General features: G+C 67.4%; 10 protein-coding genes. All 10 read left to right on the forward strand.

What is annotated here, in order from left to right; translation table 11 throughout:
* Position 1: 1 nt before the first annotated feature.
* The 10 genes from AB0B82_RS26725 (at position 2) to AB0B82_RS26770 (ending at position 16,120) form a co-directional block, all read left to right on the forward strand.
* Positions 2 to 1,330 (forward strand): MCE family protein, encoded by a 1,329-nt coding sequence (locus AB0B82_RS26725; RefSeq protein ID WP_360174069.1) that lies wholly within the window; start codon positions 2 to 4, stop codon positions 1,328 to 1,330.
* On the forward strand, positions 1,327 to 2,358 hold the full coding sequence (locus AB0B82_RS26730) for an MCE family protein (protein ID WP_360174072.1): 1,032 nt from the start codon (positions 1,327 to 1,329) through the stop codon (positions 2,356 to 2,358). The genes AB0B82_RS26725 and AB0B82_RS26730 overlap by 4 nt, the downstream gene beginning before the upstream one ends.
* Positions 2,355 to 3,368: an MCE family protein gene (locus tag AB0B82_RS26735; protein ID WP_360174075.1), complete on the forward strand. Its 1,014-nt coding sequence runs from the start codon at positions 2,355 to 2,357 to the stop codon at positions 3,366 to 3,368. Before AB0B82_RS26730 ends, AB0B82_RS26735 begins: the two co-directional genes overlap by 4 nt.
* A complete protein-coding gene (locus AB0B82_RS26740; protein ID WP_360174078.1) occupies positions 3,365 to 4,552 on the forward strand; it encodes an MCE family protein in 1,188 nt (395 codons plus the stop codon). The genes AB0B82_RS26735 and AB0B82_RS26740 overlap by 4 nt, the downstream gene beginning before the upstream one ends.
* Positions 4,549 to 5,820, forward strand: coding sequence for an MCE family protein (locus tag AB0B82_RS26745; RefSeq protein ID WP_360174081.1), 1,272 nt, complete (start codon positions 4,549 to 4,551; stop codon positions 5,818 to 5,820). Before AB0B82_RS26740 ends, AB0B82_RS26745 begins: the two co-directional genes overlap by 4 nt.
* Positions 5,817 to 7,109, forward strand: a complete 1,293-nt coding sequence (locus AB0B82_RS26750) for an MlaD family protein (protein ID WP_360174084.1) — start codon at positions 5,817 to 5,819, stop codon at positions 7,107 to 7,109. The genes AB0B82_RS26745 and AB0B82_RS26750 overlap by 4 nt, the downstream gene beginning before the upstream one ends.
* A complete protein-coding gene (locus tag AB0B82_RS26755; RefSeq protein WP_360174087.1) occupies positions 7,106 to 7,597 on the forward strand; it encodes a hypothetical protein in 492 nt (163 codons plus the stop codon). The genes AB0B82_RS26750 and AB0B82_RS26755 overlap by 4 nt, the downstream gene beginning before the upstream one ends.
* Positions 7,597 to 8,445, forward strand: coding sequence for a hypothetical protein (locus AB0B82_RS26760; RefSeq protein WP_360174090.1), 849 nt, complete (start codon positions 7,597 to 7,599; stop codon positions 8,443 to 8,445). Before AB0B82_RS26755 ends, AB0B82_RS26760 begins: the two co-directional genes overlap by 1 nt.
* A gap of 263 nt (positions 8,446 to 8,708) precedes the next feature.
* Positions 8,709 to 12,191: a DNA-directed RNA polymerase subunit beta gene (rpoB, locus tag AB0B82_RS26765; protein WP_360174093.1), complete on the forward strand. Its 3,483-nt coding sequence runs from the start codon at positions 8,709 to 8,711 to the stop codon at positions 12,189 to 12,191.
* Between the two features lie 68 nt (positions 12,192 to 12,259).
* Positions 12,260 to 16,120, forward strand: a complete 3,861-nt coding sequence (locus AB0B82_RS26770; protein WP_360174096.1) for a DNA-directed RNA polymerase subunit beta' — start codon at positions 12,260 to 12,262, stop codon at positions 16,118 to 16,120.
* Positions 16,121 to 17,216: the final 1,096 nt, after the last annotated feature.

Here is a 17,216-nt window from a genome sequence, read left to right on the forward strand (position 1 = left end):
CATGACCAGACTGATCTCGCACAAGGTGCTGGGCGTCGCGTTCATCGGCGTACTGGTGTTCCTGCTGTGGCTGACGTACGCGTTCTACGCCAAGGTCTTCACCAAGACCGTGGACGTCGAGCTGAAGACCAGCCACATCGGGCTGCAGCTGAACGAGCACGCGGACGTGAAGCTGCGCGGCATCATCGTCGGCGAGGTGCGTGGGGTGTCGACCGACGGCGACGAGGCGACGGTGAACCTGTCGCTGAAGCCGGACCTGGTCGACCAGATCTCGGCGTCGGTCAGCGCCCGGATCCTGCCGAAGACGCTGTTCGGCGAGAAGTACGTCGCGCTGGTGCCGCCGAGCGGTGCGGAAGGCCGCCACATCAAGGCCGGTGATGTGATCAGCCGCGACAAGACCGCGGTCGGCATCGAGATCGAGAAGGTACTGAACGACGCGCTGCCGTTGCTCCAGGCGGTCGACCCGGCCGACCTGAACGCGACCCTGAACACGCTGGCCACCGCGCTCGAGGGCCGCGGCGCCGAGATCGCCGGCACGCTCACCCAGCTGGACGCGTACCTGAAGAAACTGAACCCGCACGTACCGCAGCTGATGGACGCGCTCGCCAAGCTGACCCAGGTCTCGGACCTGTACGGCGATGCGACGCCGGACCTGGTCCGCGCGCTGCGGAACCTGACCATCACCGGCAACACCGTGGTCGAGAAGCAGAAGCAACTGCAGGGGTTCTTCGTCGACGTGCGGAAGCTCTCCAGCACCGGAAACACGTTCCTGAAGACCAACGAGGACCGGGTGATCCGGCTCGGCCAGGTCAGCCGCCCGGTGCTGGATCTGCTGGAGCGGTACTCGCCCGAGGTGCCGTGCTTCCTGCAGGTGCTGACCGAGACCGCGCCGATCCTCAACGACACGTTCCGCGACGGCCGGCTGAACATCAACCTCGAGCTGATCACCAACCAGCCGACGCCGTACGAGCCGAACGAGACACCCGTGTACGCCGACCATCGCGGACCGACCTGCGTCGGGCGCAACTACTCGCACCCCGGCGCGAAACCCGGACCGTACAACCAGCAGAACCCGGCGCCGTACGTCGTGGCCGACGACGGCGTGCAGGGTGACCACAACAAGACCGCGCGGTTCCCGCTCCCGCTTCAGCTGAACCGCGCGATGCCCGGCTTCGCCGCCGACACCCAAGGCGTCGGCGCCCCCGCCGAGCAGCAGCTCATCAAGACGGTCGTCGGCCCCGAAATGGGTGTCGCCGCCAACGACGTCCCCGACCTGACCACTCTCCTGGTCGGCCCCTTGCTCCGCGGAGGCCAGGTGAATCTGAAATGAGCTTCTTCGACAAGAAGACCACCTTCGACACCGTCCGCCTCGGGATCTTCGTGGTGGTGACGACGATCGCGACCGCGTTGCTGGCGGTGACGATCGGGAACATCAGCTTCAACCCGACCACGAAGTACCGCGCGGTGTTCACCGACGCGGTCGGGCTGAACCAGGGCGACGACATCCGGATCGCCGGCGTGAAGGTCGGCCAGGTGGACAAGATCGAGCTGTACCAGGACACGCTCGCGCTGGTGACGTTCAGCGTCGACTCCGACCAGGTGCTGGACACCTCGACGCACGCGACGTTGCGGTACCGGAACCTGGTCGGCAACCGGTACGTCGCGCTCACCGACGGCATCGGCGGCGGCGACCGGCTGAAGAAGAACGCGATCATCCCGAAGGAACGGACCACCCCGGCGCTCGACCTGTCGGTGCTGTTCAACGGGTTCAAGCCGCTGTTCACCGCACTCACCCCGGCGGACGTGAACCAGTTCGCGTTCGAGGTGATCAAGGTGCTGCAGGGTGAGGGCGGCACGATCGAGTCGCTGCTGGCCAAGACCGCGTCGCTGACCACCACACTGGCCGACGCCGACCAGGTGATCGGCGACCTGATCACGAACCTGACGTCGACGCTGCAGATCGTCTCCCAGCGGCAGGCGAACTTCTCCCAGCTGCTGGTCAACCTGCAACAGTTCATCACCGGCCTGAGTCAGGACATCAACCCGATCCTCGGCTCGCTGTCGTCGATCAACTCGCTGAACACCAAGACCGCCGGCCTGCTGCAGCAGACCCGGGTGCCGATCAAGGCCGACCTCGACAAGCTCCGCGCGGTCGCCACCACGCTCGACGACACGCAGTCGATCTGGGTGAAGACGCTGCAGTTCATGCCGGAGAAGCTGAACACGATGACGCGCACTGCGACGTACGGCTCCTGGTTCAACTTCTACCTGTGCAACTTCGACGGCAACGTCACACTGCCCACCGGCACCCGCATCCCCGTGACGTACCAGATGAACTCCGCGAGGTGCGCCAAGTGAAGCCGTTCCGCGAGCAGAACCAAGTGACGATCGGTGTGGTCGGGCTGACCGTGATCGGGCTGATCATGCTGGCCGCGTTCAAGGCGCAGGACCTGCCGCTGATCGGCGGCGGAACGAGGTACTCCGCGCAGTTCTCCGAGGCCGGCGGGCTGAAGCCGAACGACGAGATCCGGGTGGCCGGGGTGCGGGTCGGCAAGGTCCGCGAGGTCGAACTCGAGGGTGCGCACGTCCGGGTCGACTTCGTCGTCGACAAGGGCGTGAAGCTGGGCGACCAGACCGGCGCCGAGATGAAGATCAAGACGCTGCTCGGGCAGAAGTACCTGAAGCTGAACCCGGCCGGTTCGGGTGAGCTGAAGCCCGGCGCGGAGATCCCGCTGGAGCGGACCATCTCGGCGTACGACGTCGTGGACGCGTTCACCGATCTGGCCAACACCACCGAGCGGATCGACACCGCTCAGCTGGCGAAGGCCCTGGACACCCTGTCGGCGACCTTCAAGAACACGCCCGAGGAGGTGCAGGCCTCGCTGACCGGCCTGTCCCGCCTGTCCCAGAACGTGGCCAAGCGGGACGCGCAGCTCAAACTGCTGCTGCAGCACTCGAACACGGTCACCAAGGTCCTTGCCGACCGCAACCAGCAGCTGATCAAGCTGCTGAAGGACGGCAACACCGTGTTCCAGGCGGTGCAGGCGCGGCGCGCGCTGATCCACCAGCTGCTGGTGTCGACGCAGAAGCTGTCCGCGCAGATCACCGCGCTGGTCCGGGAGAACCGCAAGGACCTGGCGCCGACGCTGCAGAAGGTGAACGCGGTGCTCGCGGTGCTGCTGCAGAACCAGAAATCGCTCGACGCGAGTATCAAGGGCCTGGCACCGTTCGTCCGGGTCTTCACGAACACGCTCGGCACCGGTCCGTGGTTCGACACCTACGTGCAGAACCTGGTCCCGGTCCCGGAGATCCCGTTGCCGAAGGTGCCGATTCCCGGTCTGCCGATCCTGGGAGGTGCGGGCCGATGAAGGTGAATGCCCTCTCCCGGCTGATCGCGATCGGCGTCGTCGTGGTGATCCTCGCGGTCAGCGCCGTGACGCTGTGGCCCAAGCCCGAGCGGGTGTCGGCGACCGCGTACTTCCCGCGGGCGGTCTCGGTGTACCCGGGGTCCGACGTCCGCATCCTCGGAATCAAGGTCGGCGAGGTGGAGAGCGTCACGCCGGCCGGGCGGACGGTCCGGGTGAAGTTCTGGTGGGAGGCCGAGCACAAGGTGCCGGCGAACGCCAAGGCGGTGATCGCCTCGCCGTCGATCGTCGCGGACCGGTACGTGCAGCTCACCCCGGCGTACACCAAGGGCGCCGTCATGACAGACGGTGCGCAGATCCCGATCGAGCGCACCGCCGTACCGCTCGAGCTCGACCAGATCTACCAGAGTCTCAACGACCTGTCCGTGGCGCTCGGGCCCAAGGGCGCGAACGACCAGGGCGCGCTCGCGCGGCTGCTGGACGTGTCGGCGAAGAACCTGAACGGTCAGGGCGCCAAGCTGAACCAGACGATCACCGACGTCTCGAAGCTGACCAGCACGCTGTCGGGCAACTCGTCGGCGCTGTTCAACACGATCCGGCAGTTGCAGACGTTCGTGTCCGCGCTGGCCGCGAACGACCAGCTGGTCCGCCAGTTCAACACCAACTTCGCCGCCGTCTCGACCACGCTGGCCGCCGAGCGCAAGGACCTGAGCGCCTCGCTGTCGCTGCTGGCCACCGCGCTCGGTGAGGTCGCGACGTTCGTGAAGGACAACCGGACGCTGGTGAAGAACACGGTGACCGGCGCGACGCAGCTGTCGCAGATCCTGGTCGACGAGAAGGCCGCGATCGCGGAGGTGCTCGACACCGCGCCGCTCGGGCTGGGCAACCTGGCCCGGATCTACAACCCGGAGTTCGGCACGCTGGACCAGCGGATCAACCCCGGGCAGCTCGACGATCCGGCGACGTTCGTCTGCTCGCTGCTGCTGCAGGCCAACCAGCCGGTGTCGACCTGCTCCACGCTGAAGCCGGTGCTGGACGCGCTGGCCAAGCTGCCGCTGCTCGATTCGCTGACCGGCTCCGGGCCGACCAGCGGGGGGCCGGCCGGTACGCCGTGGGCGCCGAAGCCGAAGGCTCCGCTGCAGAGCCCCGATCCCGTCGACCCGACGCTCGGGGGGCTGGTCAAATGACGGCACGAAGTCGAACGACGGCACGTTGCACCGGCCGCGCGCAACGCCGTACCGCGATCGTCGCGGGGATCGTCGCGCTGACGATGCTGCTGACCGGCTGCGACTTCAGCGTGTACTCGCTGCCGCTGCCGGGCGGCGCCAAGATCAAGGGACCGTCGTACACGGTCACAGTCGAGTTCACCGACGTCCTGGACCTGGTGCCGAAGTCGACGGTGAAGGTCGACGACGTCACCGTCGGCACGGTCGAGAAGGTCTGGCTGGAGGGGTACGTCGCGAAGGTCCGGATCAAGCTGCCGAAGAGCCTCGAACTGCCGGACAACACCCGCGCCACCATCCGTCAGACCAGCCTGCTGGGCGAGAAGTTCGTGTCGCTGGCCCGCCCGACCGGCTCCGAACAGGCGCGCGGCAGGCTCGAGAACGGTGAGCTGATCCCGCTGTCGAGGACGGCCAGCAACGTCGAGGTCGAAGAGGTCCTGTCCGCGCTCTCGCTGCTGCTGAACGGCGGCGGCGTCGCGCAGCTGCAGATCATCACCCAGGAGCTGAACAAGGCCCTGACCGGCAACGAGCCGGCGATCCGCAGCGTGCTGACCCAGTTGAACACGTTCGTCGGGACCCTGGACCAGAACAAGGAGCGGATCGTCAGCGCGATCAAGTCGGTCGACGAACTGGCCAAGAAGCTGAATGCTCAGAAGGCCACGTTGGCGACCGCGATCGACTCGCTGCCGAATTCGATCGCGACGCTCGACAAGCAGCGCGCCGCGCTGGTGAAGACGCTGCAGGCGCTGGCCACCTTGGGCAACACCGCGACCAGGGTGATCACCTCGGCCCAGCAGGACCTGGTCGCGAACCTCAAGTCGCTGTATCCGATCCTGACCAAGCTCGCCGAGGCGGGGGAGAACCTGCCGAAGTCGCTGGAGCTGCTGCTCACCTATCCGTTCCCCGACAACGCCGCCAAGGCTGCGAAGGGCGACTACACCAACCTCGGGATCACCCTCGACGTGAACACCCAGAAAGCGCTTCAGGGCCTGCTCAAGATCCAGCTGCCCACGGTCGGCCCGACCGCGATCCCGACCGGTCAGATCAGCCTGCCGGTCCGCCTGCCGACCAGCGCAGGCCCCGGCAGTGTCCAGCCGACCCAACCGGTTCCGACCGGGCCGACGACGACGTGCGTCACCGTGCTCGGGCTGCCGCTGTGCGGACCGAAGCTGAACCGGTCCGGCCTCGATCCCGACCTGGCCCGGGCGCTGATGCCGGGGGTGGTCAAGTGATCACGCGCGCGGTCCGGATCCAGCTGATGGTGTTCCTGCTGATCACCGTCGTCGGCGTCGCATTCGTCGGTGCGCGGTACGCGCAGGTCGACAAGCTGTTCGTCGACGACGACTACACGGTGAGCGCGAGCTTCGCGGAGTCCGGCGGCATCTTCTCCGGGGCCGAGGTGACATACCGCGGCCAGCCGGTCGGCCGGGTCGGCGACCTGAAGCTGCTCAGCGACGGCGTCCAGGTCGACCTGAACATCGACAAGTCGGTCAAGATCCCCAACGACCTGCTCGCGGTGGTCGCGAACCGGTCCGCGATCGGCGAGCAGTACGTCGACCTGCAGCCGCGCCGCGACGGGGCGCCGTACCTGCAGGACAACTCGCGGATCGACCGCAAGGACACCGCGATCCCGATCGACACCACCGCACTGCTGCTGAACCTCGACCAGCTGGTGAACTCGGTCGACAAGAACAGCCTGCGGACCACGGTCCGCGAGCTCGGCGCCGCGCTGAAGGGCAAGGGCACCGACCTGCAGAAGATCATCGACAGCTCCGGGAAGCTGATCGACGACGCGGACGCGAACGTGCTGCAGACGATCAAGCTGATCCAGGACGGCGACAAGGTTCTGGCCACCCAGGTGGCCAGCGGTGACGCGATCAAGACCTGGGCGAAGAACCTGGCGCTGCTGTCCGACACCCTGGTCGCCTCCGACGCCGACCTGCGCACGGTCGTCGACCAGGGCTCGCTGGCCTCTCAGCAGGTCACCGCCCTGATCCAGGAGAACAGCCCGGCGATCGCGGTGCTGCTCGGTAACCTGCTGACGATGAGCGAACTGACCGCGGTCCGGATGGACGCCGTCGAGCAGCTGCTGGTGGTGTACCCGGCGGTGGCGATGGGCGGGTACGTCGTCCCGGCCAAGGACCCCGGCACCGGGCACTACGACGCGCACTTCGGCCTGGTCCTCGGGCTGCAGCCACCGGCCTGCCGGCCCGGGTACGGCGGGACCGACAAGCGGGTGCCGCAGGACCTCAAGAACACCCCGGCGAACACCAAGGCGGGCTGTACGGCGAAACCGTCGAGCGGGATCAACGTCCGCGGCGCCCAGAACAAGCCGGGCCCGTCGACCCGTGCGGGTCTGAACCGCGGCGGGTACGGCGTCGGCTACGACCCGGCGACCGGCGCCGCCGGCGGGACCGCCGGGATGCCGGACCTGATCCTCGGGTCGACCGGTGGACAGCAGGACCTGCTCGGCAGTGACTCCTGGAAGGCACTCATCCTCGGACCGGTGACCGGCAAGTGATCGCACGCAACGGCCGGCTGGTCCTGGCCTGGGCTCTCAGTGTGCTGCTCCTGGTGGCGCTCACCGGGCTGACGCTGTCGGTGGTCGCGCTGAGCAAGCAGCGGGCCGACGACGCGCAGCGCGACGGCGCGATGAAGGCGGCGCGGCAGTTGGCGCTGGACTTCACGACGTACGACTACCAGACCTGGGACGCGGACTCACAGCGCGTACTGGACAACTCGACCGGGCAGTTCAAACAGGAGTTCGAGGCCGGGATCGCCACGGTGAAGACCGAGGTGGCGACCAACAAGGCCACCTCCAAGGGGGACGTCAAGGAGGCCGCGGTGGTCTCGAACGACAAGGACTCCGCCCAGGTGCTGGTGATCGTGAACGCGGTGGTGACCAACACGGCGTCCACCGACGGCATCGAGCGCCGGTACCGGATCAAACTGGACATGGTCCGGGAGCACGACAAGTGGCTGACCGCGGACCTGCAGGTGGTGGGCTGATGCCGAACCCGCGCAACCGTCCCCGGATCGCCGGCCAGCGCCGGACCGCCAAGCCGGACCGGCCGGACACCCCGCTCGAGCCGCAGACGCTGCGGCCCGACACCACCGCGCCCGAGACGGTCGAGCCCGAGATCGTCGAGCCCGAGACTGTCCAGCCGGAGGCCGTCGAGCCCGAGACTGTCCAGCCCGAGACTGTCGAGCCGGAGGCCGTCGAGCCCGAGACTGTCCGGCCGGAGCCGCAGGAGGCGGAAGAGGTCGCGGAGGAGCGACCGCAGGATGTGACCCCGGCCACAACAGCGGCTCCGGAGCAGGATTCCGACGGTCCCGACGACCCCGAGACGGCTACAGACAGTGATGAAAAGCAGCGCGGGCTGGGTGCCACGCTGACCATCGCGCTCGCTGTGGTCGTCGTGCTGACCAGCACCGCCGCCGCCGTCCTCGGCGTCCAGGCGTGGCAGGGCAAGCAGGCCGAGGATGCCCGCAGTCAGGCCGCCGCGGCCGGCCGGAAGGCGGCCGAGACCGCTCTCAGCTACGACTACCGCAACCTGGACAAGAGTTTCGAGGCTGCGCGGTCCACGATGACGCCGGAGTTCGCCGCAAAGTTCGACGAGACCGCGAAGGTGGCCGGCGAGCTGGCCACCAAGACCAAGGCCACGGTGAAGGCCGAGGTTCGTGAGGTCGGGGTCCGCGACGGCGACGCCGATCGGGTCACGCTGATCATCTTCGTCAACCAGACGACGACGAGCACGATCACGAAGGGTAGTCCCCGGGTGGACCTGAACCGGACCCGGTTCACGATGGTCCGAAACGACGGCCGATGGCTGGTCCAGGAGATCGCCGGACTGTAACCTCTAGGTGACTCCGCACCTACAGGGCGCCGGATGTCTCGCAGGTGGTCCATCTGCTGGAGACCCCGGGTCGGTCCTTGACGGAACCGGGGGTCCGACGGCAAACTATTGGACCCCATTGGACAGGCTTGCCTGATTCATGTAGCCTATTGCTTTGCGCTGCCTTTCTCTCGCCTCTGCTCGAGTCCGCCGACTTGACCGGGGCGGCTTGGCGTGCGCTCCCAGCACCGATGTGATTTTGCGAGCCCGTGGAAGGACGCCCCTTGGTCGCCTCGCGCAACCCCCAGTCCGACAGCATTTCCAACGTCACCGGCCCCCGCCGCATCTCCTTCGCAAAGATCTCCGAGCCGCTCCAGGTTCCGGATCTGCTTGCGCTGCAGGTGGACAGTTTCGACTGGCTGGTCGGTAACGAAACATGGCAGGCCCGGGTGGCCGCCGCCGAGGCCGAGGGACGGTCGGATCTGTCCGGCCCCAGCGGCCTGGAAGAGATCTTCGAGGAGATCTCCCCGATCGAGGACTTCAGCGGCACCATGTCGCTGTCGTTCCGCGACCACCGTTTCGAGCCGCCGAAGAACACCGTCGACGAGTGCAAGGAGCGGGACGTCACCTACTCCGCGCCGTTGTTCGTCACGGCCGAGTTCATGAACAACGAGACCGGCGAGATCAAGAGCCAGACCGTGTTCATGGGCGACTTCCCGCTGATGACCCGCAAGGGCACGTTCGTGATCAACGGCACCGAGCGCGTCGTGGTGTCGCAGCTCGTCCGTTCCCCCGGTGTGTACTTCGAGCGCACGCCGGACAAGACGTCCGACAAGGACATCTTCACCGCCAAGATCATCCCGTCGCGCGGCGCGTGGCTGGAGTTCGAGGTGGACAAGCGCGACATGGTCGGCGTCCGCCTCGACCGCAAGCGCAAGCAGAACGTCACCGTCCTGCTGAAGGCGCTCGGCTGGACCGACGCGCAGATCCTGGAGGAGTTCGGCGACTACGAGTCGATCCGGCTCACGCTGGAGAAGGACCACACTTCCGGCCAGGACGACGCGCTGCTGGACATCTACCGCAAGCTGCGTCCGGGTGAGCCGCCGACCCGCGAGGCCGCGCAGGCGCTGCTGGAGAACTACTACTTCAACGGCAAGCGCTACGACCTGGCCAAGGTCGGTCGCTACAAGATCAACAAGAAGCTCGGCCGGGACGAGGCGCACGACCAGGCGGTGCTGACCGTGGACGACATCGTCGCCACGATCAAGTACCTGGTCGCGCTGCACGAGGGCAAGACCGAGCTGCCGGCCCCGCGGGGCGAGATCGTCGTCGAAGAGGACGACATCGACCACTTCGGCAACCGCCGGCTGCGGACCGTGGGCGAGCTGATCCAGAACCAGCTGCGCACCGGCCTGGCCCGGATGGAGCGCGTGGTCCGGGAGCGGATGACGACCCAGGACGTCGAGGCGATCACGCCGCAGACCCTGATCAACATCCGTCCGGTGGTGGCGGCGCTGAAGGAGTTCTTCGGCACCTCCCAGCTGTCGCAGTTCATGGACCAGACCAACCCGGTCGCGGGCCTGACCCACAAGCGCCGGCTGAACGCGCTCGGCCCGGGTGGTCTGAGCCGTGAGCGGGCCGGCTTCGAGGTCCGTGACGTGCACCCGTCGCACTACGGCCGGATGTGCCCGATCGAGACGCCGGAAGGCCCGAACATCGGTCTGATCGGCTCGCTCGCGTCGTACGGCCGGGTGAACGCGTTCGGCTTCGTCGAGACGCCGTACCGCAAGGTCGTCGACGGCAAGGTCACCGACCAGGTCGACTACCTGACCGCCGACGAGGAGGACCGCTTCGTCATCGCGCAGGCGAACGCCGCGCTGACCGACGAGCAGCGGTTCGCCGAGGAGCGCGTGCTGGTCCGTCGCCGGCACGGCGAGGTCGAGCTGGTGCCGGTCGAGACCGTGGACTACATGGACGTCTCGCCGCGCCAGATGGTGTCGGTGGCGACCGCTCTGATCCCGTTCCTCGAGCACGACGACGCCAACCGCGCCCTGATGGGCTCGAACATGCAGCGCCAGGCGGTGCCGCTGATCACCTCGGACGCCCCGCTGGTCGGTACCGGCATGGAGTTCCGCGGTGCGGTGGACGCCGGCGACGTGGTCGTGGCCGACAAGGCCGGTGTGGTCAAGGAGGTCTCGGCGGACCTGATCGAGGTCGCCGCCGACGACGGTACGTACCAGACCTACCGGCTGGCGAAGTTCCGCCGCTCGAACCAGGGCACCTGCATCAACCAGCGCCCGCTGGTCGACGCCGGGCAGCGGGTCGAGGTCGGCTCGCCGCTGGCCGACGGTCCGTGCACCGACGAGGGCGAGATGGCTCTCGGCCGGAACATGCTGGTCGCGTTCATGACGTGGGAGGGCTACAACTACGAGGACGCGATCATCCTCAGCCAGCGCGTCGTGCAGCAGGACCTGCTGACCTCGATCCACATCGAGGAGCACGAGGTCGACGCCCGCGACACCAAGCTGGGTCCGGAGGAGATCACCCGGGACATCCCGAACGTCTCCGACGAGATGCTGTCCGACCTGGACGAGCGCGGCATCATCCGGATCGGCGCCGAGGTCACCACCGGTGACATCCTGGTCGGCAAGGTCACCCCGAAGGGTGAGACCGAGCTGACCCCGGAGGAGCGGCTGCTGCGCGCGATCTTCGGTGAGAAGGCGCGCGAGGTCCGCGACACGTCGCTGAAGGTTCCGCACGGCGAGGAGGGCACCGTCATCGGCGTCCGGGTCTTCGACCGGGACAACGGCGACGAGCTGCCGCCGGGGGTCAACCAGCTGGTCCGCGTCTACGTGGCCCAGAAGCGGAAGATCTCGGTCGGTGACAAGCTGGCCGGCCGGCACGGCAACAAGGGCGTCATCTCGAAGATCCTGCCGGTCGAGGACATGCCGTTCCTCGAGGACGGTACGCACGTCGACGTGATCCTGAACCCGCTGGGCGTGCCCGGCCGGATGAACGTCGGCCAGGTCCTGGAGACCCACCTCGGCTGGATCGCCAGCCGCGGCTGGGAGGTCGACCCCGAGAACGAGGAAGAGTGGGCGCAGCGGCTGATCAAGATCGGCGCCGGCTCGGCCGAGCCGATGACGAACGTCGCCACCCCGGTCTTCGACGGCGCCACGGAGGAGGAGGTCACCGGCCTGCTCAGCTCCACGCTGCCGAACCGGGACGGCGTCCGGATGGTCAACGGGCAGGGCAAGGCGAAGCTGTTCGACGGCCGTTCGGGTGAGCCGTTCCCGGACCCGATCGGTGTCGGCTACATGTACATGCTGAAGCTGCACCACCTGGTCGACGACAAGATCCACGCGCGCTCGACCGGCCCGTACTCGATGATCACCCAGCAGCCGCTGGGCGGTAAGGCGCAGTTCGGTGGCCAGCGGTTCGGCGAGATGGAGGTGTGGGCTCTCGAGGCCTACGGTGCCGCCTTCGCGCTGCAGGAGCTGCTGACCATCAAGTCCGACGACGTCGTCGGGCGGGTCAAGGTGTACGAGGCGATCGTCAAGGGCGAGAACATTCCGGAGCCGGGGATCCCGGAGTCGTTCAAGGTTCTGGTCAAGGAAATGCAGTCCCTCTGCCTCAATGTCGAGGTGCTCTCGTCCGACGGAAGCCGGGTCGAGATGCGCGACAGCGAGGAGGACGTCTTCCGGGCGGCGGAGGAACTGGGTATCGATCTGTCCCGGCGTGAGCCGAACAGCGTCGAGGAGGTCTGAGCGGGTTGCCGTTCGACATCAACAACCAACTCACTCAGACCACTTTTAGCAACGGGAGATAACACATCGTGCTCGACGTGAACTTCTTCGACGAGCTTCGGATCGGCCTGGCCACCGCGGACGAGATCCGCCAGTGGTCGCACGGCGAGGTCAAGAAGCCCGAGACGATCAACTACCGGACCCTCAAGCCCGAGCGTGACGGTCTGTTCTGCGAGAAGATCTTCGGTCCCACCCGGGACTGGGAGTGCTACTGCGGCAAGTACAAGCGCGTTCGCTTCAAGGGCATCATCTGCGAGCGGTGTGGCGTCGAGGTCACCCGCTCCAAGGTGCGCCGCGAGCGGATGGGCCACATCGAGCTGGCCGCGCCGGTCACCCACATCTGGTACTTCAAGGGTGTCCCGTCGCGGCTCGGCTACCTGCTCGACCTCGCCCCGAAGGACCTGGAGAAGGTCATCTACTTCGCGGCGTACATGATCACCGACGTCGACGAGGAGGCGCGGCACCGCGACCTGTCCTCGCTCGAGGGCCGGGTGGACGTGGAGCGCAAGCAGCTCGAGAACCGTCGTGACAACGACATCGAGCAGCGGATGAAGAAGCTCGAGGAGGACCTGGCGCAGCTCGAGGCCGAGGGCGCCAAGGCCGACGTCCGCCGCAAGGTGAAGGAAGGCGCCGAGCGTGAGGTCAAGCAGCTGCGCGACCGTGCGCAGCGCGAGATTGACCGCCTCGACGAGGTCTGGACCCGGTTCAAGAACCTGAAGGTCCAGGACCTGGAGGGCGACGAGATCCTCTACCGCGCCATGAAGGAGCGGTTCGGCAAGTACTTCGAGGGCGCCATGGGTGCCGCCGCGATCCAGCGCCGGCTGGAGACCTTCGACCTGAAGGCCGAGGCGGACAACCTGCGCGAGACGATCAAGACCGGCAAGGGCCAGCGCAAGACCCGCGCCCTGAAGCGGCTCAAGGTCGTCACGGCGTTCCTGCAGACCAACAACAGCCCGATGGGCATGGTGCTGGACTGCGTCCCGGTCATCCCGCCGGACCTGCGCCCGATGGTGCAGCTCGACGGTGGCCGGTTCGCCACCTCGGACCTGAACGACCTGTACCGCCGCGTGATCAACCGGAACAACCGGCTCAAGCGACTGCTCGACCTGGGTGCGCCGGAGATCATCGTCAACAACGAGAAGCGGATGCTGCAGGAGGCCGTCGACGCGCTGTTCGACAACGGCCGCCGCGGCCGTCCGGTCACCGGCCCGGGCAACCGGCCGCTGAAGTCGCTGTCCGACATGCTCAAGGGCAAGCAGGGCCGCTTCCGGCAGAACCTGCTCGGTAAGCGCGTCGACTACTCCGGTCGTTCGGTGATCGTCGTCGGTCCGCAGCTGAAGCTGCACCAGTGCGGTCTGCCGAAGGCGATGGCGCTGGAGCTGTTCAAGCCGTTCGTGATGAAGCGGCTGGTGGACCTCAACCACGCGCAGAACATCAAGTCCGCCAAGCGGATGGTGGAGCGTCAGCGCGCCCAGGTCTGGGACGTGCTGGAAGAGGTCATCACCGAGCACCCGGTGCTGCTGAACCGGGCACCTACGCTGCACCGGCTGGGCATCCAGGCGTTCGAGCCGCAGCTGATCGAGGGCAAGGCGATCCAGATCCACCCGCTCGTCTGCTCCGCGTTCAACGCGGACTTCGACGGTGACCAGATGGCGGTGCACCTGCCGCTGTCGGCCGAGGCACAGGCCGAGGCCCGGATCCTGATGCTGTCGACGAACAACATCCTGAAGCCGGCCGACGGTCGCCCCGTCACCATGCCGACCCAGGACATGATCATCGGCATCTACTTCCTGACCATGCTCAAGGAAGGCGCCAAGGGCGAGGGCCGGGCGTTCAGCTCCGTGGCCGAGGCCGTGATGGCCTTCGACCGCGGCGAGCTGTCGCTGCAGGCCAAGGTCACCATCCGGCTCGACGGGTCGGCCACTCCGGCCAACGCGACCGAGCTGCCGGGCGGTGGGTTCTCGCTGGAGACGACCCTGGGTCGCGCGCTGTTCAACGAGGCGCTGCCGGCGGACTACCCGTTCGTCGACACCGAGGTGGGCAAGAAGCAGCTCGGCGGCATCGTGAACGACCTCGCCGAGCGGTACACCAAGGTCGAGGTCGCGCACGCGCTGGACGCGCTGAAGGACCTCGGGTACTACTGGTCCACCCGGTCCGGTGTCACGGTGTCGATCGACGACTTCAGCACGCCGCCGAGCAAGCCCGAGATCATGGCCCGGTACGAGTCCCAGGCCGAGAAGGTCCAGAAGCAGTTCGAGCGGGGTCTGATCACCTCGTCCGAGCGGCGCCAGGAGCTGATCGAGATCTGGACCGGCGCCAACGCCGAGGTCGGCAAGGCGATGGAGGAGAACTTCGCCAAGGACAACCCGATCTGGATGATGGTGCACTCCGGTGCCCGAGGCAACATGATGCAGATCCGGCAGATCTCCGGTATGCGTGGGCTGGTGGCCAACCCGAAGGGCGAGATCATCGCCCGGCCGATCAAGTCCAACTTCCGTGAGGGCCTGTCGGTGGTCGAGTACTTCATCGCCACCCACGGTGCCCGGAAGGGGCTGGCCGACACCGCGCTGCGGACCGCCGACTCGGGGTACCTGACCCGTCGTCTGGTGGACGTGTCGCAGGACGTGATCATCCGCGAGGAGGACTGCGGGACCGAGCGGGGCCTGCCGAAGAAGATCGGCGAGAAGGGCCTGGACGGCAAGGTCGTGCACGCCGAGAACGTGGAGACCAGCGCGTACGCGCGGACCCTGGCCACCGACGCGGTGGACGCCGACGGCAACGTCGTGCTCGCCGGCGGGTCGGACCTGGGCGATGTGTCGATCGCGAAGCTGGTCGCGGCCGGGATCGAGGAGGTCAAGGTCCGGTCGGTGCTCACCTGTGACGCCAAGACCGGGACCTGCGCGAAGTGCTACGGCCGTTCGCTGGCGACCGGCAAGCCGGTCGACATCGGCGAGGCGGTCGGCATCATCGCGGCCCAGTCCATCGGTGAGCCGGGTACGCAGCTGACGATGCGGACCTTCCACACCGGTGGTGTCGCGGGTGATGACATCACCCACGGTCTGCCGCGTGTCGTCGAGCTGTTCGAGGCGCGTCAGCCCAAGGGCAAGGCGCCGATCGCGGAGGCCGCGGGCCGGATCTCGATCGAGGACACCGACAAGACCCGGAAGCTGGTGCTGACGCCGGACGACGGTTCGGAGGAGGTCGCCTACCCGGTCTCCAAGCGTGGTCGCCTGCTGATCGAGGAAGGCCAGCACGTCGAGGTCGGCCAGCAGCTGACGCAGGGTACGCCGGACCCGCAGGAGGTTCTGCGGATCCTGGGTGTCCGCAAGGCGCAGGAGCACCTGGTGGACGAGGTCCAGGAGGTGTACCGGTCGCAGGGTGTGGCCATCCACGACAAGCACATCGAGATCATCGTCCGGCAGATGCTGCGCCGGGTCACGGTGATCGAGTCGGGCGACGCCCAGCTGCTGCCGGGCGAGCTCGCGGACCGCGTCACCTTCGAGGCGGAGAACCGTCGCGTGGTGGCCGAGGGCGGTACGCCGGCCTCCGGACGTCCGGTGCTGATGGGTATCACCAAGGCCTCGCTGGCGACCGAGTCGTGGCTGTCGGCCGCCTCCTTCCAGGAGACGACCCGCGTCCTCACCGAGGCCGCGATCCACGGCAAGTCCGACTCGCTGGTCGGTCTGAAGGAGAACGTCATCATCGGCAAGCTGATCCCGGCCGGTACGGGCATGGACCGGTACCGCAACATCCGGGTGGAGCCCACCGAGGAGGCGAAGGCCGCGATGTACTCGATGGTCGGCTACGAGTCGTACGACTACGACTTCGGCCCGTCCAGCGGGCAGTCGGTCCCGCTCGACGACTTCGACCTCGGTTCGTACCAGAACTGAGTCCGGTCGACTCCGCCCGAGGGCGGCACCCCAGCACGGGGTGCCGCCCTCGCGGCCTTTCCGCACCCACCACCTCGCGCTGATCGTGCCGACGCCCGCTGATCGTGCCGACGCTGGCTGATCGTGCCGACGCTGGCCGACCGCCGCCCCGGCGCCCGCGACGGCGTCCATTTCGAGCGGATACCCGTCCGAGTGCGGGGTTCTCCGCTCGTCCACCAGGGGAGAACCCCCGACCCCAGCGGATATCGGGTCTTCTCACTGCTGCGTGGGTCGGGGTTCCTGCTGGAGGAGCGGGGCGGGTTGCCGTCTGCGTACGGGACGGCTGGGCTGCTGTCTGCGTGGGGGGATGGCCGGGGTGATGAGGGGCGCGGGTTCGATGGAGCCGCATCTGTGGAGGGTTTCCCGGGCACGGCGGGCAACAATCCTCCAGTGTCGCGCCGAAAACTCTCCTAGTACTACAGCCGGAGATCGTGATCTGCGGCGGCGTCAGGCCGCGATCCGGGCCCGATCCGGGGAGGATTTCACCCCAGGATCGGCCAGAAATCCTCCCCAAATCCGCCAAGACAGGCACATAACGAAGACCGCTCTGGCCGGAGAACACGAAGTCCGGCTGTAGTACTAGGAGAGACCGCGGCCGTCATGGAGCGCGCGGGCCAACCTTGCGAGATAACCCAACACGCGCGGATATCCGGGTCGTGTGACTGATCCGTGATGGGTCTGAGTGACCGAGTCGGTGCCCGCGCTGTACGACCGCGCGCATCCCCGCAGCCGAGGCCCCTTCGAGCCCCGACCAAAGACCGCGACCCATCCGGAACCGTACGCCCCGTCCTGGGACCGCGAACACCCGTCCGGGACCGCACGCCCCGTCCTGGAACCGTGAACACCCATCCGGGACTTTGGACACCCGCCCGGGAGCATGCACAGGCAATAACCGGTCCACACCCACCTCAACCTGTTCAAGGTTCCGTCCTCGGCCCGTGCGACAACCGGCGCAGCCGACCTCGTACGAGTGGATATCCGCGAGTTGGGGGTTCTTCGCTGTCGGTGAGGTCGGCGGTCAGACGCCATCCGGCTCCTCGCCGGGTCACCCACCCGG

Source organism: Kribbella sp. NPDC048915 (assembly GCF_040649595.1).
GTDB lineage: Bacteria > Actinomycetota > Actinomycetes > Propionibacteriales > Kribbellaceae > Kribbella.

Excerpts from the sequence above, each read along its gene's own strand:
- AB0B82_RS26725 (WP_360174069.1), top strand. The coding sequence starts at position 2 with ATGACCAGACTGATCTCGCACAAGGTGCTGGGCGTCGCGTTCATCGGC.
- AB0B82_RS26730 (WP_360174072.1), top strand. The coding sequence starts at position 1,327 with ATGAGCTTCTTCGACAAGAAGACCACCTTCGACACCGTCCGCCTCGGG.
- AB0B82_RS26740 (WP_360174078.1), top strand. The coding sequence starts at position 3,365 with ATGAAGGTGAATGCCCTCTCCCGGCTGATCGCGATCGGCGTCGTCGTG.
- AB0B82_RS26745 (WP_360174081.1), top strand. The coding sequence starts at position 4,549 with ATGACGGCACGAAGTCGAACGACGGCACGTTGCACCGGCCGCGCGCAA.
- AB0B82_RS26760 (WP_360174090.1), top strand. The coding sequence starts at position 7,597 with ATGCCGAACCCGCGCAACCGTCCCCGGATCGCCGGCCAGCGCCGGACC.